Source organism: Pseudomonas sp. PGPR40 (assembly GCF_022014505.1).
Lineage (GTDB): Bacteria > Pseudomonadota > Gammaproteobacteria > Pseudomonadales > Pseudomonadaceae > Aquipseudomonas.
Window position 1 is genome coordinate 106,587 of record NZ_JAKLSP010000001.1, and the last position, 23,973, is coordinate 130,559.

20 protein-coding genes and 2 tRNA genes are annotated in these 23,973 nt (G+C 54.2%); 17 read left to right on the forward strand and 5 right to left on the reverse strand.

Annotated elements, in window-relative coordinates; translation table 11 throughout:
- Positions 1 to 113: 113 nt before the first annotated feature.
- A complete protein-coding gene (locus MEB48_RS00445; RefSeq protein WP_237880847.1) occupies positions 114 to 572 on the reverse strand; it encodes a copper chaperone PCu(A)C in 459 nt (152 codons plus the stop codon).
- Entirely contained in the window at positions 572 to 1,177 is a 606-nt protein-coding gene (locus MEB48_RS00450) for an SCO family protein (RefSeq protein ID WP_237880849.1), read from the reverse strand. The genes MEB48_RS00445 and MEB48_RS00450 overlap by 1 nt, the downstream gene beginning before the upstream one ends.
- Positions 1,178 to 2,012: 835 nt before the next feature.
- On the opposite strand from MEB48_RS00450, the gene nirB reads away from it, so the two are divergent.
- From nirB to MEB48_RS29180, 15 genes are all read left to right on the forward strand, one after another.
- On the forward strand, positions 2,013 to 4,574 hold the full coding sequence (gene nirB, locus MEB48_RS00455; RefSeq protein WP_237880851.1) for a nitrite reductase large subunit NirB: 2,562 nt from the start codon (positions 2,013 to 2,015) through the stop codon (positions 4,572 to 4,574).
- The gene (gene nirD / locus MEB48_RS00460; RefSeq protein ID WP_237880853.1) at positions 4,574 to 4,960 is read left to right on the forward strand and encodes a nitrite reductase small subunit NirD; all 387 of its coding nucleotides are present in this window, start codon (positions 4,574 to 4,576) and stop codon (positions 4,958 to 4,960) included. Before nirB ends, nirD begins: the two co-directional genes overlap by 1 nt.
- A gap of 31 nt (positions 4,961 to 4,991) precedes the next feature.
- The gene (locus MEB48_RS00465) at positions 4,992 to 5,432 is read left to right on the forward strand and encodes a CBS domain-containing protein (RefSeq protein WP_237880855.1); all 441 of its coding nucleotides are present in this window, start codon (positions 4,992 to 4,994) and stop codon (positions 5,430 to 5,432) included.
- A gap of 185 nt (positions 5,433 to 5,617) precedes the next feature.
- Positions 5,618 to 5,691: transfer RNA gene (locus MEB48_RS00470), tRNA-Cys, on the forward strand.
- 195 nt (positions 5,692 to 5,886) lie between these two features.
- A tRNA-Leu gene (locus tag MEB48_RS00475) sits at positions 5,887 to 5,973 on the forward strand.
- A gap of 160 nt (positions 5,974 to 6,133) precedes the next feature.
- Entirely contained in the window at positions 6,134 to 7,453 is a 1,320-nt protein-coding gene (locus MEB48_RS00480; RefSeq protein ID WP_237880857.1) for a tyrosine-type recombinase/integrase, read from the forward strand.
- Positions 7,444 to 8,103, forward strand: a complete 660-nt coding sequence (locus tag MEB48_RS00485) for a hypothetical protein (protein WP_237880859.1) — start codon at positions 7,444 to 7,446, stop codon at positions 8,101 to 8,103. The genes MEB48_RS00480 and MEB48_RS00485 overlap by 10 nt, the downstream gene beginning before the upstream one ends.
- Positions 8,104 to 8,180: 77 nt before the next feature.
- Positions 8,181 to 8,402 carry a helix-turn-helix transcriptional regulator gene (locus MEB48_RS00490; protein WP_063321337.1) on the forward strand — a complete coding sequence of 74 codons (222 nt, stop codon included), beginning with the start codon at positions 8,181 to 8,183 and terminating at the stop codon, positions 8,400 to 8,402.
- A 122-nt stretch (positions 8,403 to 8,524) separates the two neighbouring features.
- Positions 8,525 to 10,999 (forward strand): toprim domain-containing protein, encoded by a 2,475-nt coding sequence (locus tag MEB48_RS00495; RefSeq protein WP_237880861.1) that lies wholly within the window; start codon positions 8,525 to 8,527, stop codon positions 10,997 to 10,999.
- On the forward strand, positions 10,999 to 11,289 hold the full coding sequence (locus MEB48_RS00500; protein ID WP_230139146.1) for a hypothetical protein: 291 nt from the start codon (positions 10,999 to 11,001) through the stop codon (positions 11,287 to 11,289). Before MEB48_RS00495 ends, MEB48_RS00500 begins: the two co-directional genes overlap by 1 nt.
- 255 nt (positions 11,290 to 11,544) lie before the next feature.
- The gene (locus MEB48_RS00505; protein WP_237880863.1) at positions 11,545 to 11,898 is read left to right on the forward strand and encodes an HNH endonuclease; all 354 of its coding nucleotides are present in this window, start codon (positions 11,545 to 11,547) and stop codon (positions 11,896 to 11,898) included.
- Positions 11,899 to 12,700: 802 nt separating this feature from the next.
- Positions 12,701 to 15,160 carry a hypothetical protein gene (locus MEB48_RS00510; RefSeq protein ID WP_237880865.1) on the forward strand — a complete coding sequence of 820 codons (2,460 nt, stop codon included), beginning with the start codon at positions 12,701 to 12,703 and terminating at the stop codon, positions 15,158 to 15,160.
- A 298-nt stretch (positions 15,161 to 15,458) separates the two neighbouring features.
- Positions 15,459 to 17,759, forward strand: a complete 2,301-nt coding sequence (locus MEB48_RS00515) for an AAA family ATPase (RefSeq protein WP_237880867.1) — start codon at positions 15,459 to 15,461, stop codon at positions 17,757 to 17,759.
- Positions 17,756 to 19,069, forward strand: coding sequence for an McrC family protein (locus MEB48_RS00520; RefSeq protein ID WP_237880869.1), 1,314 nt, complete (start codon positions 17,756 to 17,758; stop codon positions 19,067 to 19,069). The genes MEB48_RS00515 and MEB48_RS00520 overlap by 4 nt, the downstream gene beginning before the upstream one ends.
- 130 nt (positions 19,070 to 19,199) lie before the next feature.
- Positions 19,200 to 19,289, forward strand: coding sequence for a Fic family protein (locus tag MEB48_RS29180; RefSeq protein ID WP_330932679.1), 90 nt, complete (start codon positions 19,200 to 19,202; stop codon positions 19,287 to 19,289).
- Positions 19,290 to 19,324: 35 nt separating this feature from the next.
- On the opposite strand, the gene MEB48_RS29280 is transcribed toward MEB48_RS29180, so the two are convergent.
- The 3 genes from MEB48_RS29280 to MEB48_RS00530 are packed head-to-tail and all read right to left on the reverse strand — an operon-like array spanning position 19,325 to position 20,785.
- Positions 19,325 to 19,804: a hypothetical protein gene (locus MEB48_RS29280; protein WP_442969046.1), complete on the reverse strand. Its 480-nt coding sequence runs from the start codon at positions 19,802 to 19,804 to the stop codon at positions 19,325 to 19,327.
- On the reverse strand, positions 19,758 to 19,961 hold the full coding sequence (locus tag MEB48_RS29285) for a hypothetical protein (protein WP_442969039.1): 204 nt from the start codon (positions 19,959 to 19,961) through the stop codon (positions 19,758 to 19,760). Before MEB48_RS29285 ends, MEB48_RS29280 begins: the two co-directional genes overlap by 47 nt.
- Positions 19,934 to 20,785, reverse strand: a complete 852-nt coding sequence (locus tag MEB48_RS00530) for a hypothetical protein (RefSeq protein ID WP_237880870.1) — start codon at positions 20,783 to 20,785, stop codon at positions 19,934 to 19,936. Before MEB48_RS00530 ends, MEB48_RS29285 begins: the two co-directional genes overlap by 28 nt.
- 106 nt (positions 20,786 to 20,891) lie before the next feature.
- Here MEB48_RS00530 and MEB48_RS29290 point away from each other — a divergent pair, with 106 nt between their 5' ends.
- A complete protein-coding gene (locus MEB48_RS29290; protein ID WP_442969047.1) occupies positions 20,892 to 21,080 on the forward strand; it encodes an EamA family transporter in 189 nt (62 codons plus the stop codon).
- A 418-nt stretch (positions 21,081 to 21,498) separates the two neighbouring features.
- A complete protein-coding gene (locus tag MEB48_RS00535; RefSeq protein ID WP_237880873.1) occupies positions 21,499 to 23,937 on the forward strand; it encodes an AAA family ATPase in 2,439 nt (812 codons plus the stop codon).
- Positions 23,938 to 23,973 lie beyond the last annotated feature (36 nt).

The following is a 23,973-nucleotide window of genomic DNA, read 5'->3' on the forward strand; positions in this document are numbered from 1 at the left end:
CTGGAGCCGACGGGTTCATGCTAGCGGGGAGACTAGGGTGAAGAAAAATCGATTATTCTTCACCGACAATTCGTAATTTACGAAGTGTTGCTGACAAATCCTCAGCAAAGCTCTCAATGCATCTTGCTGTGATCCTGCATGCCGAGCGCCCGCGCCTCGGCGTCAATCTTGATCGTCTCCTTTTCGCCTTTGGCGTTTTCCACGGTCAGGATCAGGGGCACTTTATCGCCTTCCTTAACCTGGGCCGTCAGGTCCATCAACATGATGTGGTAGCCATGGGGATCGAAGCTCACCGGTTTGCCGGCCGGCAGCGCGACGGATTCGACCTGGCTCATGCTCATCACATCGTTGTTCATGCTGGATTGGTGAACTTGCACGATGTTCGCTACCGGCGACTGCACACTGAGCAGTTTGCTGTCGCTGTCGGCCTGCAGGGTCATGAAGGCACCGGTCGAATGCTGACCGGCTACCGTTGCACGAACCCAGGCGTCGTTCACCTGGGTTTGAGCGGATACTTGCCAGGCCGCACCAATCAGGGAAAGGGCCAAGACCAGCTGTTTAAACGAAGTCATCAACAGACCTCCATGACGGTGAGCAGGTCTTCTGCACACTCTTGAGCGGTAAGGGACGCGGACAGCCCCAGGCGCAAAGTGCCTCGGGAGTCGAAAACGAAGCTGGTCGCGGTATGAGAGAGGGTATAGGTCGAGCCGCTCGGGACCTTTTCATAGAACACGCCGAACTCCTTGGCGGTGGCGGCGGTTTCTTCCAGCGTGCCGTACAGCGCCTCGAAACTCGGATCGAACGTCTTCACGTAAGCATCGAGCATTTGCGGCGTATCGCGCTCGGGGTCCAGGGTGATGAAGATCACTTGCAGGCGCTCACCATCGCGGCCCATCAGTTTTTTCGCCTGCGCCGCACGGGCCAGCGTCGTCGGGCAGACCGCCGGGCACTGGGTGAAACCGAAGAAGATCATCGGCATCAGGCCACGGTAGCTGCCGAGCATCCGATACTCGCCCTGCGCGTCCTTGAGCTTGAAGGTACGCCCCATGATCTTGTCGCTGAGGTCCTTGCCGTACTTGAACGACAGCTTGCTGCTGTCATCGCAGCCGGCGAGCAGGCCAAGGCTCAGCAGGCTCATGCCGCGCAGGACCGTGCGACGGGTATACAACGTACTCATGGAAAAAAGCATCCTGTGTAGCGACCGGGAATCTACAGTGCTGATCAATCGATGAAAAAAAGCGCAGGGATGTTAACAAACTGTTGCCCTGTGGCGCTCAATCGATGGCCAACCGGCATGCGCCAAAAGGTCGCGGCCTCAGGATAGATGAAAGTACAAATGACTCATGTAGGGATACAGCCAAAGCAAGCACCGAGAACCTGTGGCGAAGGGAGCTTGCCCCCGATGCCAGTCAATTAAGCAAATCCCCTGTAGGAGCGAGCTTGCTCGCGAAGAGGGCAGTACAGTCAACATTGATGTCGCCTGACATACCGCTTCGCGAGCAAGCTCGCTCCTACAGGGTTCCGCGGCTTAATTGCCTGGCATTTGTCGTGAGCGGTATTGACCGCCATATGCACTTTTATAAAGCGCGATGCCATAAAAACGTGCACGTGCATCGAGCGGTGCACTGAGTGTTTGCCATCTGTGAGTGCCCGTAGCTGATCCGCGCAACGGTTTCTGAAACACCGTCTAACCCCTGTAAAACTCGCCTATTTCGCAGTCTCCAGCCTGGTTCCCGACTGTTCAGTCATCAGTTTTACAAACAGGATGAAGTGTCCACCCACCGACTGGCACAAAGACTGCATTCATCCCTTCAGCCATCCTGAAAAAGATGGGCAGCCCACTCGATCAACGAAGATCGACCGGCCGAGCAGGTCGTGGGCAACATCGGTGGATCAGGCGAAGACGCCAGGTCGAACACCGCGAAGAACAGGCAAAGACGCCTGAAACCGAGAGGTTTCAGGCGTTTTTTTTTGCTTTTTTAACCGTGATTGGCTTTGGCTGGGTGCTTACTATGAATTCCAATGTTGCCGCGTTGAACAAACTGCAAACGCTGATCGTGATCGGCAATGGCATGGTCGGCCACCATTGTGTCGAGCAGCTCATCGAGCGCGGCGCCCTCGACCACTATCGGCTGCACGTTTTCAGCGAAGAGCCGATGCGTGCCTATGACCGTGTGCATCTGTCCGAGTATTTCGGCGGTCGCGATGCCGAGTCGCTGGCCCTGGGCGAAGCCTCTCTGTACCAGACACCGGGCGTTACCCTGCATCTGGGCGTACCGGTACTGGAAATCGACCGCAACCGCCGTCAGGTGATCACATCCCAAGGTTGCGTCTCGTACGACAAACTGGTTCTGGCCACCGGGTCTTATCCCTTTGTGCCGCCTATTGAAGGTGCTGAAGGTGACTCGCGCCTGGTCTATCGCACCCTTGAAGACCTCGACGCCATTCGTGCCGCAGCGGCCAATGCCCGGCGTGGCGTGGTGGTCGGCGGTGGTCTGCTCGGTCTGGAAGCCGCCAACGCCCTGAAAAGCCTGGGCCTGGAAGCGCATGTGGTGGAATTTGCCCCGCGCCTGATGCCAGTGCAACTGGACGAGCAGGGTGGCCTGGCGCTGAAGGCGCAGATCGAGCGGCTCGGCGTGGGTGTGCACTTGTCCCGTGGCACGCAGTCGATCAGTGCCGGCGAGCAGTACCGCTACCGGATGAATTTTGCCAATGAAGAATTCCTCGAAGCCGACCTGATCGTGTTCTCCGCCGGCATCCGTGCGCAAGATGCGCTGGGCCGCCAATGTGCGCTGGACATCGGTCCGCGTGGCGGCGTGGTGATCGACGATCAGTACCTGACCAGCGATCCGAACATCTATGCCATCGGCGAGTGCGCCGCCTGGAATGGCAGCCTCTTCGGTCTGGTCGCTCCCGGTTATCAGATGGCCCGTGGCGTCGCGTCGCTGCTGTGCAATCAAGTGGCGGAGCCGTTCCAGGGCGCCGACATGTCGACCAAGCTCAAACTGCTCGGCGTCGATGTTGGCTCCATCGGCGATGCTCACGCCCAGACGCCGGGTGCGCGCAGCTACCAGTTCATCGATGAGGCAACCGCGAGCTATCGCCGCCTGGTGGTGGATGCTGACAGCAAGCGCGTGCTCGGCGCGGTGCTGGTCGGCGACAACAGCTATTACGACACCCTGCTGCAATACATGCAGAACGGCATTGCCTTGCCGTCGGAACCGGCCAGCTTGATCCTGCCTTCGTCCGCCGGCGCGCCAACCCTGGGCCCGGGCGCGTTGCCCGAGTCGGCGACCGTGTGCTCGTGCCATAACGTCACCAAGGGCTCGATCTGCTCGGCCATCGACGGTGGCTGCACCGACTTGGGCCTGCTCAAGTCACAGACCAAGGCTTGCACCGGTTGCGGCGGTTGCGCCGGGCTGCTCAAGCAAGTGTTCGAACATGAATTGATTGCCCGTGGCGTCAGTGTCGACAAGAGCCTGTGCGAACACTTCGCCTACACCCGTCAGGAGCTTTATGCGCTGGTGCGGGTAGAAGGGGTGATCACCTTCGAAGAACTGCTGGCCAAGCACGGCCGTGGCCACACCGGTTGCGACGTGTGCAAACCGGCGGTGGGTTCGATTCTCGCCTCGTGCTGGAACCAGCCGATCATGGACGCCTCGCTGGTGCCGTTGCAGGACACCAACGACACCTTCATGGCCAACATGCAGAAAAACGGCACCTATTCGGTGGTGCCGCGCATCGCCGGGGGCGAGATCACCGCCGACAAGCTGATCGCGATCGGCGTGGTGGCGAAGAAATACGACCTCTACACCAAAATCACCGGCGGCCAGCGCATCGACTTGTTCGGCGCGCAGTTGCATCAGTTGCCGGACATCTGGTCCGAGCTGATCGAGGCGGGGTTCGAAACCGGGCACGCCTATGGCAAATCGACCCGCACGGTGAAGTCTTGCGTCGGCAGCACCTGGTGCCGTTACGGCGTGCAGGACAGCGTGAAAATGGCCCTGACCCTCGAGGACCGCTACAAAGGCCTGCGCTCGCCGCACAAGCTCAAGTTCGCGGTCTCCGGCTGCACCCGTGAATGTGCCGAGGCGCAAAGCAAGGACGTGGGCGTGATCGCCACCGAGAACGGCTGGAACCTCTACGTGGCCGGTAACGGCGGCATGCGCCCACGCCACGCCGAGCTGTTCGCCACCGACCTCGACGATGAAACCCTGATCCGTTACATCGACCGCTTCCTGATGTTCTACATCCGCACCGCCGACAAGCTGCAGCGCACTTCGGTCTGGCGCGAAAGCCTGGAGGGTGGCCTGGATTACCTCAAGGACGTGATCATCAAAGACAGCCTGGGACTTGGCGCGGAACTTGAATCGCAGATGCAACTGGTGGTCAACCGCTACGAATGCGAATGGGCCAACGCCCTCAAAGACCCGGAAAAACTCAAGCGCTTCCGTACCTTCGTCAACGATCAGCGCCCGGACCCGGACATCCATTTTGTTCAGGAACGCGGTCAACGCCGGCCGATCATGGCCGCCGAACTCAACCTTATCCCTGTCACCGAGGAGAATGCCTGATGAGCCAGTCCACTACCCAGCGTGTCGATACCCTTGCAACCGCGGCCAATGCTCAGGCTTGGCAAGCGGTGTGCAGCCAGCAGGATCTGGTCAGCAACTCCGGCGTTGTCGTCTGGCTCGACGGCGCCCAGGTGGCGCTGTTCTACCTGCCGCAGGCCGAGGGTCGCACCCTCTTCGCGATCGACAACCATGATCCACAATCCGGCGCGAACGTCATCGGCCGCGGATTGATCGGCAGCCTCAAGGGCGATCTGGTGGTGGCTTCGCCGATCTACAAGCAGCATTTCCGTCTCGAAGACGGCAGTTGCCTGGAGTACCCGGAGCAGCGCTTGCGGGTCTGGCCGGTGCGCCTGAACGCCGGCATCGTGGAAGTCGCGGCGGCTTGACTGCCGCCCTGAACCGTATCGGAGAACGTTGATGAAGACAGCCGCACAGTTGCTGAAACTCAAAGTCGTGCAAAACCAGCAGGTGCACAGCATCGCACCGGATCAGATGGTCCTCGACGCCCTGAAAATGATGGCCGAGAAGAACGTCGGCGCGTTGCCCGTCATCGAAGACGGGCAGGTGGTCGGCGTCATCAGCGAGCGTGACTATGCGCGCAAGGTGGTTCTGCAGGGCCGCTCTTCGGTCGGTACGCCAGTGCGCGAGATCATGAGCGCGCCGGTGGTGACCGCCGACAGTCAGCAGAGTATCGAGCGTTGCATGGCGGTCATGACCGACAGTCATTTGCGCCATTTGCCGGTGGTGGAGGGCGGCGAGCTGATCGGGCTGTTGTCGATCGGCGATCTGGTCAAGGAGGCCATCGTCGAGCAGGCTGATTTGATTCGGCAGTTGGAGCATTACATTCGCGGGCATTGAGGACGTCGGAATTATTTTCCTCCAGTTCTTGACATGCCTTTCGAACCAGTCCAGAATTGCGTCCATTCCTGCTTAGGGAACACGAAAACCCCTTAGATTTCAAGGGGTTGGAAGCTAGATTAGAATCTTGTTTCCAGATACGAGTTTACACGTTTGATGTTGTGCTACTGACATCAGATGTTTGAGGCCGAGTAGCAAAATGGTTATGCAGTGGATTGCAAATCCACCTACGCCGGTTCGATTCCGACCTCGGCCTCCACTTTAAACGAGCTCCGTAGATCCATGATCTACGGAGCTTTTTTATTTTCGCAGTCCTGCAAGATTTAGTCTTGAAAAGGATCTTTGCGAACTTGCTTCACCGGGGCGGGATGTATATATTTCCCCCTCTGTTGCACAAGCGTCAGAACTGCCAGATCGTTATTGGCCAGTCTTCAGACTGCTTTACCGCGCTACCGCCCGAATGGCGAAACTGGTAGACGCATGGGACTTAAAATCCCCCGCTCGTAAGGGCGTGCCGGTTCGATTCCGGCTTCGGGCACCAATAGTATGATTTCAGATGTCCCCGTAAACACCTGAAACCTAGAGAAACCGGCCTTATAGCCGGTTTTTTTGTGTCTGAATATCCCCGTATGTTCCTGTACAGCCCCACGATTTAGGTATACGTTTAGGTATATATCGGTTCGATATCGAGGCGTATACCTATGGCGCGCACCGTAACCCCTCTTACTGACCCCAAATGCGAGGCCGCCAAACCCCGCGCAAAGAACTACACCCTGTTCGACGGGCAAGGGCTTTTTTTGCTTGTAAGGGCTACCGGCACCAAGGTCTGGCGCTTCAAATATAAAAAGCCAAGCGGTAAGCCCGGTCTGGTCACGTTCGGCAACTACCCGGCTCTCACTCTGAAAGCCGCCCGCGCGCGTCGAGCCGATGCACTCGAGTTGCTGGCGCATGGCCAAGACCCCATCGAGAGTGCTAAGCAAGCAAAGATCGAGGCGGCCAATGAGGCGGGGAACACCTTTGAGGCGCTGGCCCTGGAATGGCATGCCAGCATGGCCGGCAAATGGTCGAAGGATCACGCGGTCAGGGTGCTGAAAGAGATCGAGGTCGATCTTTTCCCCATGCTGGGCAAACGTCCCGTATCCGACCTGAAAACCAGCGACCTGCTGGCCTGTCTGAAGGCGGTAGAGAAGCGCGGCGCGCTTGATGTGGTTGGGCGACTGCGCCAGCGCATCGCCGGAATCATGCGAATCGCCGTTCAGCGCGATTTCATTGAATACAACCCGGCGCTTGATCTGGTGGGGGGGACTGCCACCCGCAAGACCAAACACCGCCCGGCCTTGCCCCTTGAGCGGTTGCCGGAGTTGTTGCAACGCTGCGAGGCTGACACCGGACGACCGCTTACCTGTCTTGCTGTGAGCCTCGCTCTACTGGTGTTCATTCGTTCTAGTGAGCTGCGCTTTGCCCGCTGGTCTGAGTTCGACTTTACCCGGAGCATGTGGACGATTCCCGGTGAACGGGCACCAATCGAGGGCGTCAAGAGGTCGCACCGAGGAGCCAAGATGGGGACTCCGCACCTTGTCCCGTTGTCACGCCAGACGCTTGAAGTGCTACAGCAGATACGCCGGCTAAGCGGGCGTTTTGATCTGGTGTTGCCGGGCGATCACTACCACTGGAGGCCAATGTCGGAGAACACCGTAAACAAGTCACTGCGCCGTATGGGGTACGACACCAAGATAGAGGTTTGCGGGCACGGTTTCCGCACTATGGCCTGTTCCGCGTTGGTCGAGTCCGGCCTATGGTCGCGTGACGCGGTTGAGCGGCAAATGAGCCACCAAGAGCGCAACGGCGTGCGCGCGGCCTACATCCACAAGGCTGAGCACTTGGAAGAGCGCCGACGGATGATGACGTGGTGGGCTGACTACCTGGACGCCAACCGGGAAAAGCACATCACGCCCTATGATTTTGCACACCGGAACACTGATGTGGTGAGCGTGGAGAGGGGGCTACAAGCATGGCAATAAAAAAGGGCAAGCGATCAAAGGCACTTCCAGTATTCGACAATCAACCCGAATGGGGTACAGGTGATTTGGTCGATGAAAGCCTGTCTGATGCTGCGCGGGCAATTATCGCTGACTTGGCCGGACATCACGACGGCGATCTTCAGGAATGGTTCAAGGAAAGGCTTGGGTCCTACAGAGCGGTCATCCGCGAAACGGAAAAAGGCCCCGCGCGCCACGAAGAACTTCGCCATGTGCGGCAGGTGCAACTGCATCTTCAGGAAACGTTACGGGGGCTAAACAATCTCCCTCCTTTCGCCGAGGGTTACATCAACGACGCCTGCTGGCGAAGCCATGGGTGCTTTTTCAGCGGTGGCTTGCTTTCTGACCTTATGGCGAAGGCCGCCATGGTGTCCGATGTGTTGGACATTACCGAGCAGAAGTTGGAGGCGGCTCCAACTATTCGTGGCGTGAAGCCGAAGTATCCGCGAGATGATTTGTTGGCTGATACCGCGGACAAGCTACGGCAGTCTTCCTTAGCGAAGATGACCAAACGCAAAGCAGCAGAGCTCGCCCGAGAGCTTCTCGTTGCTGCAGGAGTCGAGGTGCCAGCGGACATTGTCGAATATGAAAAATTGATCCGACGTGCAAAAAGGGGGGAAATAAGCCTCTAACTAATCTCTTTTGAGCACTGCGACAGCAATCGGGGGTTCAACAAAAATGACTCTGTACCCGATACGGAGTCACTCAAATGCAGCCAGCAACAATTCCCCCGAAAGCTCTCATCCGTCAGCCAGCGCTCTGTCTATGGCTGGACCTGTCCCGCTCTGGCCTAGACAAACTCCGCAAGAAAGACCCGACGTTCCCGAAGCCAATTAAGGCCAACGAAAGCCGACAAGCCGCGGCTTATTACGTCTTGGCTGAGGTGGAGGCTTGGTTACGGACCAAGATTGAAGCGAGAGACGCAGTATGAGCCATTCATCATCGCTTACAGCTTCCTGGAAGCTTCGCGTAATGGCCGCCCTGCACGTTGATTTCTTCCCGTCTCCTTCTAATTGGTCCTGGCGCAAAGCCAAGCAGCGCGGGGTGTAACCCATGAAAAGTCAAAACGGCGCCCATGCGCCGGCGGGATCGGCTTGGCTGAAATCCATGATTGGGCCAGTAGCCCGGTACCTTCTTGGCGAGCCAAATGCCGCAATGAGCAAGCCGAGCGAGCTTCGGTTCGGAGCGCATGGCTCTTTATCCGTCGATCTGGAAAAGGGGGTATGGCACTCGCACGAAGACGGAAGCGGTGGTGGCGTATTGCATTTGATTGCCAAGGAAACCGGCATCACAAGTTGGGCCGAGCAAATGGGCTGGCTTGAGCAGCACGGCTTAAAAGAAAATCGGCCGGCACCATGTCCTGGAAGTCCTGATGTCCTACCGGCCAGCCGTCGCATGTCGGCTTGGTATGACTACACAGACGAAGACGGCAACGATCTGTTTCAAGTTGTCCGCTACGAACCAAAGGCCTTTCGCCAGCGCTGCCCGGACGGAAAAGGCGGCTGGATGTGGTCAGTGAAGGGCGTGCGTCAGGTTCCCTACCGTCTGCCGCAATTGCTGGACGCGCCGTGGGATACGCCAGTGTTTGTCGTGGAGGGCGAGAAGGATGTGTTGCGCCTGGAGTCACTGGGGTTGGTCGCAACCTGCAACGCCGGCGGCGCTGGCAAGTGGCCTAATGCGCTCAACAAACATTTCGCGCGCCGCCACGTAGTGATTCTGGCGGATAACGACGAGCCGGGACGTCAACACGCCGACAAGGTTTGTCGGGCACTGAGTCAGGCCGAGGCAGAAGTTCGCGTGCTCAGCCTTCCAGGTCTGTTGCCGAAGGGCGACGTATCCGACTGGCTGGACGCGGGCGGCACCGTCGAGCAACTCCTGCAAATGGCGGACGCTCCCGACAATCACCAGTTCGAAGGCGACGATCAGCAGCCAGTCGAGGAACACTTCGAGCCCGGTGATGATGCTGACGAAAAACAGAGCCAGGCTTCTCTGCTGGTCAAGTTCGTGGAGCAACGCTTTGAGTTGTTCCACGATGAGAACAAGGACGTCTTCGCCCGGGATCGCGCTACGGGCGAGGTGCGTAATCTAGACACGCGCCAGTTCCGAGATGCACTGGTCGCCGGTTTTTACTCCGACAGCGGAAAAGCGCCCCGAGAACAATCGGTCCGGGAGGCGCTGAGCACCCTGGCCGGCCTCGGTCGATTCCATGGAGACTGTCAGGAGGTACACCGGCGCACTGCTGGTGCCGCTGGTGATTATTTTCTCGACCTGGCTGGACCAGGCAGTAGCCGAGCGGTTCGCATCCGGCCGGGTAAGTGGGAGATCGTCGAGTCACCCGAGGCCATGTTCGTTCGGCCTGAATCCATGCAGCCGATTCCGGCTCCAGTTCCAGGTGGATCGATCGAGCAACTTTGGCACGTGGCGAACATCCCGCGCGGCTCCCGTCTGCTGGCCCTGGCTTGGCTGATCGAATGCCTGCGTCCTGATACACCTTATCCAGTGCTGGAGCTGCTGGGCGAGCAGGGCAGCGCCAAGAGCACGACACAAACAGCGCTGCGCCAGCTTATTGATCCGAATTCCTGCCCATTACGCAGCGCACCGAAGTCGGCGGAGGACCTATTCATTTCTGCTCGTATGTGTGCGGTAGTGAGCTTGGAGAACGTCTCGCACTTGCCCGCAGCAACTCAGGATGCCATGTGTGTATTGGCAACCGGAGGCGGCTTTGCCAAGCGCAAGCTGTACTCGGATGCCGAGGAAAGTGTTATCAGCGTGAAGCGCCCCGTCGTGCTGAATGGAATATCTGCGGCAGTCACGGCGCAAGATCTAGTGGACAGAACGATCACTATCGAGACGCCCGTTATCAGCGAGCGGCTGGAAGTGACAGACCTTTGGCGGGAGTACGAAGCCGAGCGTCCGTGTTTGCTGGGGGCGCTGCTGGATATTTTCGCCAAGGCGTTGGAGTTAGCGCCGCAGATGCACATCCCCGCTGACGAGCGTCCGCGGCTGGTTGAATTCGCTCGCCTCGGTATGGCTGTCGCCGCCGCAGCGGGACATGAGCCCGAGGATTTCCTGCAGGAGTTCATTTCCAGTCGGCAGGAAAGTCTGGCTCGCACCATTGACGCTAGCCCGGTAGCTGCCGCCGTAGTGGAACTGGTCGAGGCGCGTCCGCACGGAGTGACCGCCCCGGTAAAGGAGATTCTGCGTACCCTGGACCAGTACCGTCCAACCGGCTGCGATTCGTGGCCGCGTTCCGCGAAGGGGCTAGGGGACGCCCTGCGACGTGCCGCTCCAGCTCTTCGGCAGATAGGCATCGAGTGCAAACCCTTGGGTAAATCTGGGGGGACGGTGAAGTGGGGCATCGGGAGAAAGTTATCGAAGCAATGTCCTGCAAGTCCTGATGTCCTGCCAGACGATCACCTCGAGCAGGACATTGGGACTTGCAGGACTTCGGGTCGGCAACTATCCCCCGACACCACCAGTACTTCGCCGGACATGGCCTTCGATGAATCCGACGCGGAGGCCTTCTGATGGGAGTTATCGACTATCTCCATGATCGTGGGTTCAGTGCCGAGGTGGTGGGCAACCGCTTAAGCGTCTCACCATCCAGCAGGCTGACACAGGAGGAGCGCCTCTATATCAAGTTGCACCGTTTGGAGCTGATGGTCGAAGTTGTGGCCAACGATGGTGAAGCCCGCCGCAGTCACTGGACAGTGCACGTGACTGGGTACAGCCCCTTCACAATGATCGGCGAGCCGATGACTCATACCGAAGCCTTGGTTGAAGCCCGAATGCTGTGGCCTGGCGCGCAGGTCATGTAGTGCTGAGCCCGGACAACTACCGGGCTTTATTTTTTTACGCAGTTGATTGGTGATGATTTCGCCTGCATGGGTGTCCGGGAATACTTGACCAGTTCGGGTTGCCTCCAGACTACTTGATCACTGCTTTTGATTTGGCGTAGATTTGCTCTTGTCGTTCCCTTAAGGGGGCGATGTTGGGCCGGTTCGAGTGAGTCGACTGGTACCGTTTCTTGCCTTTAGGCGCAGCGGACTTCCTTTTTCATACAGGAGGCCGCCATGGCCCATAAATCAGTTATCAAACATCGTTTCGCTGCGTTCGATAGCCAAGGAGGCCGCTGCTATTACTGCGGCTTCCAAATGTGGCGCGACACTCCTGAGGCCTTCGCCCGCCGCCATGGCCTTTCCCTTCGGCAGGCTAGGCACTTCAAGTGCACAGCCGAGCATCTAGTCGCCAGGCAAGATGGCGGAAGAGATACCCAGTCCAATATTGCTGCCGCCTGCCAGCGGTGCAATCAGCGCCGTCATCAGCGCAAGGACGCGCCTGAGCCGCAGGAGTATAAGGCTCTAGTGGAGAAGCGGCTGAACAAAGGTGGCTGGCATCCGCTACCAGCAGGTACGCATTTGTTCTGATCAGCAAGGTGGTCTTGGCTGCTCTGGAACGCGTCTATCGGGAGCCGATCATCCGACCCAAAGCTGAAGGTGGCGACAGACAGACATCGGCCGATTCTGTTGAAAACAGTCGACCTTGGCTGACTGCCCATGCATTGAGTGCTGAAAACGCCAATTTTGCAGGCTGCTACGTAAAATCTGAGCCACCGAATCTCGTGCGCAACGTACAGATTTAAATCTCAGACGCGTACTTTTCTGCGGTGTAAATCGAAGCCGGCTTTTTCAACAGAATCGGCCAAAAGCAGCCAGTCAAATGCTTCTAGGGCAATCGCTCAATTTAGAAGATTTCGCATCCTGTTTTTGGTCGGGAATGAGCCACCATTACGGTTTTAGGCTTGGCGCGTGGAATTCCTGTCAATCAGGGCAGTTCAGATGCCATTTGGAGGTGGATGCAATATCCGATGGTTCCCCCCCACACACCGTTGCCACGTGAGCGCCATAGGTACACGGCTGCGCTTTGTATAGCGCTTTAAATATCTGCAGCACCCATTTCATTGGTGGTGGCAATGTGCTTCAATCCGAATCCATCGGTCAATGAACATTCGATTTCTCGGCAAAAATCAGAGACCTGAAAATTGAGCGAAGTCAGCGTAGTCGTAATATGTAGCGATGTATCAGCACCAGATTCGTGGAGACACCCTGAGGAGTCAGCCTTCTTATACGGTTTTTCTAATTAGGTTTACGGCTGGCCCTTATTCATCTTCAGTAAGCTCGGCCAAATTAGCAATTCAATTTTAAAGTACAAATATTAGATGAGGTTGTGATGGATTATGACTCTGGCTATGAAGCAGCACAAAACCTATTAAAGCTTGCAAGCGAGTACCCTCACGATCGTAACGAAGCACAAACCCGCTTCGATTTGATAGATATTTTCTTAAAGGAATGTTTGGGGTGGGATCACTCGGAAATAAAAGTCGAAAACCCTAATGGTCCAGACTACACGGATTATGAACTGGGCTCCCCTCGAAAAATGATTTACGAAGCTAAAAGACAATCTAAACATTTCGAGCTGCCCGCGGGTAACCATAAACACGTTCATAGTTTAAAACAAATAAATAAACTTTCAAAAAACAACGAAGAAGCACTAAGGCAAGTTCAAGAATATTGTTCTAATAGGGGGGTGACGTATGCAGCTATCACGAACGGACATCAACTAATCGCATTTGTTGGCAGCCGACAAGATGGTGTTGAGCCACTAGATGGAAAGTGCTTTGTTGTTTCTAGTTTGGAACAGTTAGTAAAAGATTTTCATATAATACACAGCCTATTAAGCAAGACAGCCATCAAAGAAAATAGGCTGATGACGTACCTTAATTCTGGCGGCAGCAGCAGTATACCAAACAAGTTGAGTACATCGCTTCCAATATATCCCGATTTAAAAGAAAGAAGTGACTTTCAAGCCAGCTTAAAGATCATCTCAGACCTTATTCTCGAGGATGTCCTCGGAGAGGAATCCGTCGAAAAAACTTTCTATGAGAAATGTTATTGCGAAGCTGGAGCGCTTTCTCAATATTCCTTGCTGAGTAAAAAAATTCTCAGTTATAGGTATGCGGCTTTATTTTCTCCAGAAGAATCAAATCCTACTTTGCAGCCTGTGAAAGGCGATAGAAAAAAAACAACAAAGCTTTCGGACGAAATACTGGCCCTTACCACAAGCAAGCGCCCTATTGTTTTAATTGGGGACGTAGGTGTAGGAAAGACATCTTTCATAAAGAACTTAATCTACGTTTCCGCTAAAGAAGAGTTCGAAAACGCACTGTTTATATATATCGACCTAGGTAGACAAGCCAGCTTCTACGACAATATTAAAGAGTTCGTGATAGATGAAACGGAGCGTCAACTGCTCGGCCTTCACGAAGTCGATCTTTACGCCTCAAGCTTTATATTTGGCGTCTACCATGCCGAAGTCGCACGTTTTCGAAGAGGACTGGACGGAGACCTTGAGGAAACTGATCCACCGGCATACAGAAAAGCATTGGTAGAGCACCTAAAGGAAAAAGTAAAAAACAAGCCTGAACATTTAAAAAGATCCATTGAACATATATCCAAAGCTCGACACAAACAGGTTGTAATAGCTATTGATAATGCTGACCAACGAACTTTGGCTGTACAGCAGGAAGCTTTTGTTATTTCTGAAGAAATTGCGTCAAGCTGGGGCGCCGTTGTATTTATTACAGTTAGACCTCATACATTTTATCAATCAAAAAGATCTGGCGCATTAGCCGCTTATCCAACCAAAGCATTTACAATATCACCTCCGCGGATAGACTTGGTCCTTGAAAAAAGACTTGGGTTTGCATTAAGCATGGCAAGCGGAAAAACTCCGATTGGCCAGCTTGGAAGCTCAAGATTAGGAATGAGTTCATTAGCTAGCTTCCTAGAAGCCATCCTATATACACTAGATAAAACTGACGAACTAATCACGCTTCTTGATAATATTTCTAACGGAAATGTTCGTACGGCTGTTGAATTAGTTGTAAATTACATAGGCAGTGCCAATGCAGACTCCGAAAGAATTATTAAGGAGATGATTGCAGGGGAGAAGTATAAAATACCTGTGCACGATTTCGTAAAAACCATTATTTATGGGGAGTACATAAACTATTACCCAAATCGATCCATTGCCTTCAATCTTTTCGATGTTGCCGAGGCCGATCCTAGAGAGCACTTTCTTTCATCGATACTAGTATCATTGCTCAACAGCGCTGACACTCTCAAAAACACAGAAGGCTTTGTAGCTACATCCGTCATATTCGATAAAGTCCAAGGGCTTGGGTTTTCAGTATCACAAATTGAACTAAAACTTCGTGCGCTGACAAACAAGAGGCTAATTGAAGCTTCCGAACGCATTACTTTTGAAGAGGACGTTACAGGATTGATAGGCGAAATGCCAACATCATTTAGAGCGACCGCAACCGGAATCTATCATATTCATTACTGGTCAGCAGACTTTGCTTACTTAGAAGCCATGTTGTTTGATACACCCATATTTGATCGGGTCGTTAAGCAGGACATGTCTACAGCACTGAGAAGCGCCGAACTAGCGGTCCGCTTTTCAAGGGCTGGAAAATTTAGAGACTACCTCACCTCTGTTTGGCGTGATTCAAACATAAGATCTGAGTACTATAACTGGGACGAAGCAGTGAGCATGTGCAGCAACTCCTTTGAGCGGGTGCAGTATTTCTTTGACAAAAAGGAATCCGCTCGCAAGGGCTCAATCTAAGTTAATTAGCCAGTAAATTTTTATTATGCCGGACATTTACTTGGGAATAGCCCACTAGACAACGGTATCCCATAGGGGGGCAGCAAGCGGGTAATTGTCTTGATCCCCCATCGACGGATTGCTGCGCAGGCAGCTATGGGTCGGTTGCCGTCCTTCACGACAGGCAAAAACGGCCAATAGCGGCCGTCGTTATGGGGGACTAAAAGAACCCTAACCCGACTCCGCGCGCCCCTCTTACCCCGCCGAATCTCCGGCCAGCTACGTCTGCCGGAGCTGAAACAATGCTGGAGAAAGCCCCGTGAGCGATGTGCAAGGAAAACTGTTTAAAGAATGGTTGGTCAGTATGGGGAAGGCGCTTAATACCGCCAACAATTATCTGTCTGGCGTTAATACGATTACTAGGCATTTGGGAAGCGATGTACTACTGATCACCGATCTCCAGGAACTGGAAGATCTGAACCGCGAATACGGCCCGGGTGGTGAGCACGCTCAAATTGGTTCCAGCAACAGTAACAACGTGCAGAGTGGGTTAAAGCAGTGGCTGGAGTACCAGCGACAGCTTCAACAAGGCGCGATTGACGGCTATGCCGATCAACGGGTGTTGCAGTTATTAAATAAAGGCACATCTGAGGAACAGGTGTGGGTTTGGACGCTATTGAAGTGTTTTCGTCAACGATACCCACAGGCCGACCACTGGACGGTGAACATCAACCCTGCAGATATCCGTATTGGTGTTCGGGAGCAGGACAGCCTGAAAGGTAAACCTGTATTCACACTGTATTGGTACGGCGGGAAGATTTGTTGCTCATTGCGTGGGATAGCCGACCACCGAGCACTTATGGAAGCCAAAAAGCAAACCTGGGAAATTGACTCGAATCGCTGCCCCACGCTGGCGGATATGTGCACGTGGTTTGACTCGGCAGACAACGTACTAAAGGGGAAGCAATTGACTCTGAATGGAACAGGATTAGTGCCCAGTGACTATGGCCAAGCCGAGCAAGAAGAGCTTAACGTGACGACGCCTAATCTGGCGATTGAGCCAGCCCTTAACCAAATTCTTTTTGGCCCACCCGGCACCGGGAAAACCTACGCCACCATCAACCAGGCGCTGGCCATTCTAACCCCTGAATTTATGGTACATAACAGTGGCAATGACCCCGATACACGCGAGCGCTTGAAGAGGGAGTTCGATCGATTCGTTACCGCCGACCGTGTGCGCTTTGTGACCTTTCACCAGAGCTTCAGTTATGAAGATTTTGTAGAAGGTATTCGGGCCGATTCAGACGCGGAAACTGGACAGTTGAAATACCCGATTGAAGCGGGCGTATTTAAGCGCATTTGTGATGACGCGCGGACGCGGGCGGCTACTGACCTGGGTGTGCTCGCCAACCCGGCGATCTGGAAGATTTCCATTGACGGTACTGGCGCTTCACCCAGCAAAAGCTACTGCCTGGCTAATGGCGAAGCACGCATTGGTTGGGGTAAGACCGGCGATATGCGTGAGGACTACGAACAGAGCCCGTATTACCAGGGCTTGGGTGCTGGCGATAAGGGCACGCTCAATTACTTTGCCGAGCAGATGGCGGTAGGGGACATTTTGCTGTGTATCCATTCGGCTGAGCAGGTCGGTTCGATTGGTGTGGTGACCAGTGAATATCGCTACGAGGAGCAGGTGCCTGCCGGTATGATCGCTAATTACCAGCATGTGCGCTCGGTGCGCTGGCTATATCGCGATATCAATCTGTCCATCCTACCGCTCAACGATGGCCGGCAGTTTACGCTGAAAACTGTCTATGCCATGAATCGCTTCACCTGGGCAGATTTGCTTTCCTATCTGCAGCAGCAGGGAGTGCAGCCGGCTGAGCCGACGGTGGCGACAGCCACTACGGACGAGCCTTATGTGCTCATCATCGATGAGATCAACAGGGGTAACGTCTCGCGTATTTTCGGTGAGCTGATCACCCTGATCGAACCTTCTAAACGCGAGGGGGCAGACGAGGCGCTGAGCCTGAAACTCCCGTACTCGAAAAAGCCTTTCAGCGTGCCAAAGAATGTCTACCTGATCGGCACGATGAACACCGCCGACCGATCACTGGCTGGCCTGGATATCGCTCTGCGACGTCGATTTACCTTCAAGGAGATGCTGCCACAGCCGCAGCTTCTGGACGGTGTGTCTGTGGCGGGCGTGGATATTGGCCAACTGTTACGGGTGATGAACCAGCGCATTGAAGTGCTGTTGGATCGCGAGCATTGTTTGGGACACGCCTACTTTATGCCGTTGCTGAAAACCTCCAGCCTGGCGCAGTTGGAGCTGATTTTCCGCAATCAGGTGCTTCCGCTACTGCAGGAGTATTTCTTTGAAGATTGGCAGCGCATCCAGTGGGTATTCAATGATCATCGTAAACCTTTAGCCGACTGCTTTGTGCTTCGTCAGAAACAGGATCTCAACTCATTATTTGGTGGGAAAGTACCTGCACAGGATCAAGTCTGGCGTATTAACGAGCTGGCGTTTAGTCGAGTCTCTGCTTATGCCGGCGTGATTGCGTGCAAGGCCGACGCCGAGGTTTCTGTCGAGTCGCTTGAGGAGTTGGAGGTTTGAATGCTTACGTCACAGTTCGTGAGTACGCCAGGCTCACGACAGCTGCGGTTGCGCCTGGTGATCTCGACTGTGCGCAGATATCTGAAACTGCCTTCGACTGGCTATGCGAGCTGAGCGCAAGCTTTAGTCAGGGTGGCGCAACCTTGCTGCAGATCGAAGGTCGACGTTCGCTCAAATGGGATAGCTATGTAGGTGTAATTGAAACGCCTTGTGGAACAAAATTGGAGGTATTGCCCAAACATTTTGAACAGGATGGCTGCAAGGCCAAGAGTCGTGACCTGCTGCGTAAGTTGATTCAAGCGGCTTTGTCGCTGAAACCGCGTCAGGTTTCGGTGGCAGGTCTGGAGCTATTCGATGCCCCACTGACGGAATGGGTTATGGGACAGTTCCTGGGGGAGCTAGATCTTCTGGTAAAGCGCGGCATTCGCTTCGACTATCAGCGCGTCGAAGAGGATCAGCGCTTTCTGCGTGGGCAGCTCAATGTGGTGGCACAGATTCGCCAGCCGCCGGGACGGCAGCATCACTTCCAGGTTCGTCACGATGTGTTCCTGCCGGACCGGGCGGAAAACCGCTTGCTTAAACTCGCGTTGGAGCATGTGGCAAAGAGCACTGAGGACGCCGCCAATTGGCGATTGGCCAGTGAGCTGCGCACCATACTGGCAGAGGTGCCTGCAAGCCGGCAGGTGACGCAGGACTTACGTGCCTGGAGTCGTGATCGCTTGATGGCTTATTACCAAGCAATCAAACCTTGGTGCGAGCTGATCCTTAATCAGCAGATGCCGATTGCCGTGAGTGGCGGATGGCGGGGGATGAGCCTGTTATTCCCTATGGAAAAACTGTTTGAGCGTTATGTTGAGAACTGGCTGCGAGACCAGTTGCAGCCAATTGCCGAGTTAAAGCCGCAGTCGGCCAGCCAGTATCTGTGCGGCCACGACAATGCTCGAATGTTCTGCTTGAAGCCGGACTTGCTCATCGATACGCCCGGGCAACGCTGGATTCTGGACGCCAAGTGGAAACGAGTTGATATACGCAGGCGTGAGAAGAACTACGACCTCAGTCAGAGTGATTTCTATCAGCTTTTCGCCTATGGCCATAAATATCGAAAAGGCACAGGCGTGCCGAAGCTGGTACTGATTTATCCGTATTGGTCAGGGTTGCAAAAGGCGCTACCGGTTTTCCATTACGGTGATGAGATGAGTTTGTGGGTATTACCCTTTGATTTGGATAATGATTGCTTGCTGGATGCAGGCGCTGCCGGTATCCCTCTGAAACATGAAACCTCCAAAGCCCCATTGGAGGTGAGCGGATAAGCCATTACGAATCGCCTTTAACCGTGCCCCCCCGCGAATGGCACCAACGGCCCGCCGGCCGGCTCAACTGATGGACGATCTGATGCAATGGTTAGTTAGCAGCGATGTGCATTCACTGATCGCTAACTGAGTGCTCCATTATGAGTGTGAGTTCATTCATCCCTTTGTCGATGGGAGAGGTAGGATTTTACGCTTCTTTTGGCCGGTTACTGCCCTTTAGCTCAAATGAAAACTCCCTGTAGATGCTGCCGCCTTTCAGCATCGCCGTCGTGTTGGGGGGGGCGGTGAGACCGGCAGCGCGCAGGCCGTGTAACCGCGACACGACTTGCGGTTACTGGCAACCTCAATGGAGATTTGCGGCTGGGCATTCAGCCACGTTCCGAGGCGATGCCATACGGAGTCGGTGAGATCGGCAACCCTCTCCCCGCGTCGGATGTTGATCATACGCAGACCAAAATCCTCTGGTAGAAGGGGACCGAAGGCACCGAAGCACCAAGCGTGATCGAACACGAGGACGTTCAGCCCGCCGGTGTCGCGAACTTGGGCCTCAGGCCCGTGAACGGGATTGGATTGCCAAGCGAAGCCGCCGTTACCGGTAGGCTTATAGAAATTGTCCGGTACGTCGGTACGGCCAGGTTTCTTTGAGGCGAAACGGCGGTCGCTCCAGTATTCGGTGAAGGTCAGTACCTCAGAGACGATGCCGGCCCAGACAAACGCTGTGGCGGGAGGTGGGATTTATTTCCGAACCTGCAAATGCGAGCACGATCTCGCCGACCTTTGCCTTCTTGCGGATGCGCGGCTTACAGACAGCCAGCGTAACGGCCGGCGGATCGTAGTTTGGCGCGGAGCCCGCGTCCGTGGCGATCACATACGTGTGGACTCGCATCGACATGCCTCCTGCGCAAAGAGCTGATCGAGCCACGCGAGCGCATCGGCACGATTCGTGATGTCTGCGACGAATTCCTGACCACGTGCAGCGGCCTCCAGAGTCCCGGACGACGACCAGCGCTGCGACGGGTGATAGGTCAGGCCGACTCCGCCGCGTGCTAAGTTCAACCAGTCAGGTACCGACCAAATGGACGGACGCGGCGCATGACTCTCGGTCAGTCGAAAGCCCGTCTTGAACAGTCCGAAGCCCGGCCGCTGGGCTATGCCACCGTCCAGCATCAGACGGTCGGCAGCAATGTACAGCGTGTTGTTTTCCTTCCAGCCGGCCCTGGTGTGCGGGTGTTCTTCGAGCCAAGGGTAGCACTCAGCCGCGTGCGTTCCATCGACACCCAGAGAGAAGACCTCCCCGATTTGCAGCCACCCAAATACGCGATGTTCGCGTTGCCCCTCGTATGACCAGCGGCCTTGGATTTGCGTCACCGGCCGGAACAGACCCCAGAAGAGGAACAAATCGCCGATGCCGACACCTTGCCCGGCGAGATGACTTTGAGCTGCGGCAAGCTGACCGAGCGCACCGCGCCATCCAGGCGCGCGAGGGCGCACGCGGGGATCAAGATCTGGATCGAGGTGGCAAGGAGTTGCTCTCGTGTATCGGCCTCGGGTGAGCTGTTCGATAAGTGTCGGGATCGGTTCGGTCAGGTCGCCGAAGGTGATGGGCGTCGGCATACGTGTGGGGATGGGGAGCGAGATTGGTCGCCCTTCCAGTAGCGGGCTAGGGACTCCGCCGGCGGAGGAGTCGAAACCTTTGCGGGAGAGTACGAGTTTCATAAGCCGCCAGTGGTGAGGTGCCGCTGAAGTTGTGGTCCGACGTGATTAGTCACCGTCGATGCTGAGCGCCGCCAAGGGCTTGAGTGTAGTCCTTCTCTAAGCGGCTATAGCCGATTCAGTGATCGCACCTATTGCTTGGATGACCGCTATAGCTCACCTAGGTGCGCCACGAGTCTCGATATTCATGAACTTCATCCCAGTCCTGACTGTACCCGCAGCGGTGGCGTTTCTGGGTAAATCCTTGCATTACTACCATCTGATAAGAGGCGCCTTGAACTGGGGGGCATTCACATGAGTCAGCGAAAATCTCCGAAGAAAGTCCTGGCAGAAAAAATCATCCCGGGCGAGCGATAAGAGCCGCACAGCCGCTAATACGGTGATCGTGCTGATCTCTGAATTAGCCAGTCAACTACGGCGGCAGACAATAGTCGCCAAAAATTGCCTGCCATGCAGTCTGCTTTGGGTTGGTCGGAGGTGCACTCTGACCCGGTTTAACGCCTAGCTCCGGTCGCTGCTACCCCCTTATTCAGCTCATTTTTCTGAGCGCTTTTTAGTCGTCAACTCAACAACCCAAACTATTTTGTCACGGCAATCAACAAGTTACTCAAAGCAGCAAATCACGTCATTGCGAAATTCAGCGCCGATTTCTAAGCTGGCTCAATGCCACACGCTTTTCATTGACTCAGCAACGTTCGGCGAAAGGACCGCTAACCATGATTACGAAAATAAAAAAACTAAAGAATTTTGGGATATTCAGGGACTTCAATGGAGAGGCAACGCAGGAATTTGGAAAATTTAATTTGATTTACGGCTGGAACGGCAGCGGAAAATCGACTCTCTCTAAAGTCTTCGAGTCCTTAGAGAAACGTCGCAACCTTCAAGCATGCACCGAACCAAAGTGTGAATTTTCTGTAGTATTGGATGAGAACACAATAATTACAGAGAAGAACATTTTACAATCGAGCGCCATCGTGCGCACATTCAACGCTGGCTTCATCAAAGAAAATATCGACTGGGACAACTCTGTCAAAAGCATACTGCTGGTCGCTAAAGAAAAAATCGATGATCGAAAACAGCTTGAAAAGCTCAAGGCGCAACAAGAGATTGATTTAAAGGCTGCCGAAAAGGCCAATTCGGAGACAGCAAAAGCTACTACGGACTTACAGAAGTTTTTAACAGATAGCGCGAAACGAACCAAGTCCAGCCTACAGATCATCGGCACAGAAGACAGTCATTACCTTAACTACAACCGTACCAAGTTAGAGAATTTTATCCTATCTAATACGGAAGCCGTTCGAGACCAATCATCTATACTACAAAATGATGAATTAGTAGCGCTGGTAGTCGCCGCAAAGCCTGTATCGAAATCGCAGGTTTCTAGCATCACTAATAAATTGGACGCAACGAAACTTAAAGATGCCCAATCACGCCTAGAATCTCTTCTGAAGCAAACCGCCACGAGCATTGTGCTGACGAGACTTAAAGAGAACCCTGACATACAATCCTGGGTACAGGCAGGTCTTGCCATCCATAACGGACACAAATCCGAAAGCTGTGAATTTTGCGGTGCGGCACTGAACCAAGCTCGAATTAACGAAATCAATGCCCATTTCAGCGACGAGTACCGTCAATTCCAAAGCCGCCTCGTCAGCGCTGAGCAATGGCTTAATCAGCAAGTTCTCGACATTGGCGACATTGGTCAAGAGGAGCAGTTGTACGAGGAGATGCGGGCGGAATTCACCACCGCTGGAGCCAAGCTTTCCTTGCATGCAGCATGCATAAACGGAGGGATAGCACGATGGCAGGAGTTGCTACAGCAGAAAATTTCGGATCAATTTAGTACCGACTTCACGGCCCCTGCTATTGATGCCGAGGCATGCGAAGGCTTCAACTCAGTTTTAGCCCAGATGAACAGTACGATTGCGCGCCATAATAGAAAGACCGAAGACTTCACTAACGAAACCGGCGCTATTAAGAGAAAAATCGAGCTTCATTACGCAGCAATGGAAGTAAAAGATTTCGGTTATTTCGCAAAAATCCAAAAGCGCGACACTATCTCCAAACAAGTTAGTATGCTCCAGGATCATACCAGTGCCCGTCAAAAAGAGATTCAAGAGCTTGAGGCTGCCCTGTCAAATGAAGTGCTTGGCGCTGATGAATTCAATAAGCACCTTCACAACTTCTTAGGTAGAACCGACCTGTGTCTTCGCTTCAACCCCAAAATGCTTGGCTATGAAATAATTCGAGGTGCCGAGCAGCGCCACGCAAGAGACTTGAGCGAAGGAGAAAAAACAGCTATCGCATTCGTCTACTTCATAACTAAGCTTTCAGAGGGTGATAATGACATTGCGAAACTTATCATAGCAGTAGACGATCCCATATCTAGCTTTGACTCCAATCACCTGTTCCACGCCTATTCATATTTGAGGTATCACTGCACCCCGGCGCTACAGCTCTTTGTACTAACTCACAACTTTAATTTCTTTAAACTCATCAGAGACTGGCTCGATGGCACCAATACAAATCGCAGAAACAGAAGACCTCCAAGGCCAGCAAACTGCTTCTTCTACGTAATCGAAGCCAGCACTGAAAGCCCTAGAAAGTCTGCCTTGAAGAATGCGCCTAAGAGCCTGCACGACTACAGCTCAGAATACCATTACATTTTCAGTCGTCTTTATAGCTATCGAGAGCAAGCACAAGTTGACCGTGATGAAGCATTCTTGACTGCGAACCTCGCGCGCAAGATTCTGGAGTCTTTTTTCAGTTTCAAGTACCCGGTATACAAAGGCGACATGGCTGGCTTATTTCAACAGGGCCTTAATGGATGCACGATCACCACGCCTCAGACAAAGGAAAAAATCTACCGATTCATCAACAAATATTCTCATAACGCCGTTATTGAGATCGGTGAAGATTCGCTTGAAAATCTGGTCGGAGAGAGTCACAACGTCATTGGCGACATTTTCACTTGGATGAAGGAGGTTGATGACACGCACTACGAACAGATGGTCACAGCCTTAGGCAACGTCTCTGCTCCAATGATGGGAGTTCTTGAAAGTGCTGCGGAAACTGTACCGGTGGCAAGAGCTGAGGCGGCCCAATCAGCCGGCCCACCTCAGAATGAAACCATTTCGTCGCCTCAGCATGACTGAGAGAGCGGCAGGTTATTTGGTTTAGGGGGCGCTATG